Genomic DNA, 2,215 nt, shown 5'->3' on the forward strand with positions numbered 1-2,215 from the left:
TCATCGATCAACACGAACGCACCCGTCGCCGCATGCGCGTCGTAGGTATCGCAAACGATCGGCTTTTGCAGCGTCAACGCCACGCGGCCGATGTCGTTCATGGCGATGACCGCTTTCTCGCTCGTATGCAACAACGTATGCACGTCGAGCACTTCCTCGATTGCGCCGATACGCGCGAAGACCGTATTCGTCGTTTGCTTGAGCAGGTACTTGCGCTGCGTCGAAAGCGGCTCGTCATCGAACCAGCACAAATCCGCCTGGAGCTTCCGGGCCGGTTGCGGCGCGCTTTGCGCCGCAACGAACGTATCGCCGCGCGAAACGTCGACGTCTTCGGAGAGTCGCAGCGTGACCGTCTGCCCTGCAAACGCGCGATCGACCTGCGCCGTGCCGCCGGGCACCGGCGCGATGATCTCGGTCACCGTCGCCTCGCGCTGCGCGGGCAGCACCACGATCGTATCGCCCACCCGCACTTCGCCCGCTTCCACGCGGCCCATGTAGCCGCGGAAGTCGTCGGCACTCGCGCCGTCCTGACGTGCCACCCACTGCACCGGAAAGCGCAGCCCATCGCCACTCGCCTGCTCCACCGGCAGCTGTTCGAGCACGTCGAGCAGCGGCTCGCCCGCATACCAGGGCATGCGCTCGCTCGGGAGCACGATGTTGTCGCCCTTGAGCGCAGACACGGGCACGAACAACACGTCGGCCAGACCCAACTGACGCGCAAGCTCCACATAGGCGTCGCGGATCTCGTTGAAGCGCGTCTCGCTGTAGTCGATCAGGTCCATCTTGTTGATCGCCACGATCACGTGCTGCAAGCCCAGCAGCTTCACGATCGCGCTGTGGCGTTTCGTCTGCGGCAGCAGGATCGTGCGGCCTTCTTCGTCCTTCGTCACACGCGTGGCGTCGATCAGGATGATCGCCGCATGCGCCGTCGAAGCGCCCGTCACCATGTTGCGCGTGTACTGCTCGTGGCCCGGCGTGTCGGCGATGATGAACTTGCGCCGCGCCGTGGCGAAGTAGCGATAGGCCACGTCGATCGTGATGCCCTGCTCGCGCTCGGCTTCCAGGCCGTCGGTCAGCAACGACAAATCGATTTCGTCGCCCACGGTGCGCTTGTTCTTCGCACGCGAGAGCGCCGACAGTTGATCCGATAGCACCGCTTTGCTGTCGTACAGCAGGCGACCGATCAACGTGCTCTTGCCGTCGTCCACGCTGCCCGCGGTGATGAAACGCAGCACGCCGAGGTCTGCCGGTTGATGAGGAGTACTCATGATTCTCGATCCCGTTCTTTCGATTGTCGGTGTGCTGCTTAGAAGTAGCCTTGCTTCTTGCGCTGTTCCATCGCCGCTTCGGACGCCTGATCGTCCATGCGCGTGGCGCCGCGCTCGGTGATGTCGGTCACGGCCGTCTCGGCGATGATCTTCTCCACGTCGTCGGCATCGCTTTCGACCGGGCACGTGCAGCTGATGTCGCCCACGGTGCGGAAACGCACGAGCGCCGTCTCGCTCGTCTCGCCCTCGCGCATCGGCGTGAGCGGCGTCACGGGCACGAGCAGCCCGTTGCGGCGCACGATCTCGCGCTCGTGCGCGTAGTAGATCGGGGGCAGCTCCAGCCCTTCGCGCGCGATGTATTGCCAGATGTCGAGCTCGGTCCAGTTCGAAATCGGGAACACGCGCAGGTGCTCGCCGCGGTGCAGGCGCGCGTTGTACAGGCTCCACAATTCGGGGCGCTGCGCCTTCGGATCCCATTGGCCGAATTCGTCGCGGAACGAGAAGATGCGCTCTTTGGCGCGCGCTTTTTCTTCATCGCGCCGCGCGCCGCCGATCATCGCCGTAAAGCCGTGCTGCTCGATCGTCTCGAGCAGCGTGACCGCCTGCGCGGCGTTGCGCGAATCGGTCTCGCGACGCAGCCGCACCGTGCCGCGCTTGATCGAATCCTCGACGTGACCGACAACGAGCTGTGCGCCGATTTCTTCTGCACGACGATCGCGGAAGTCGATCACTTCGGGATAGTTGTGCCCCGTGTCGATGTGAACGAGCGGGAACGGCAACGACGTTTTACGGTTCGCGCCAAGGCCGAACGCCTTGAGCGCCAGATGCAGCACGACCACCGAGTCCTTGCCGCCCGAAAACAGCAGCGCAGGCTTGCTGCACTCGGCCACGAGCTCGCGCAGGATGTGGATCGATTCCGCCTCGAGCCAGTCGAGGTGGTCCATGCG

2 protein-coding genes are annotated in these 2,215 nt (G+C 64.3%); both read right to left on the bottom strand.

Annotation, left to right across the window (positions count from 1 at the left end):
• On the bottom strand, nucleotides 1-1,268 hold a 1,268-nt coding region (locus tag C0Z19_RS27595; RefSeq protein WP_102613001.1), incomplete at its 3' end, for a sulfate adenylyltransferase subunit 1.
• A gap of 38 nt (nucleotides 1,269-1,306) precedes the next feature.
• On the bottom strand, nucleotides 1,307-2,215 hold a 909-nt coding region (cysD, locus tag C0Z19_RS27600; RefSeq protein WP_233196316.1), incomplete at its 5' end, for a sulfate adenylyltransferase subunit CysD.

Source organism: Trinickia soli (assembly GCF_002879855.1).
Classification (GTDB): domain Bacteria; phylum Pseudomonadota; class Gammaproteobacteria; order Burkholderiales; family Burkholderiaceae; genus Trinickia; species Trinickia soli.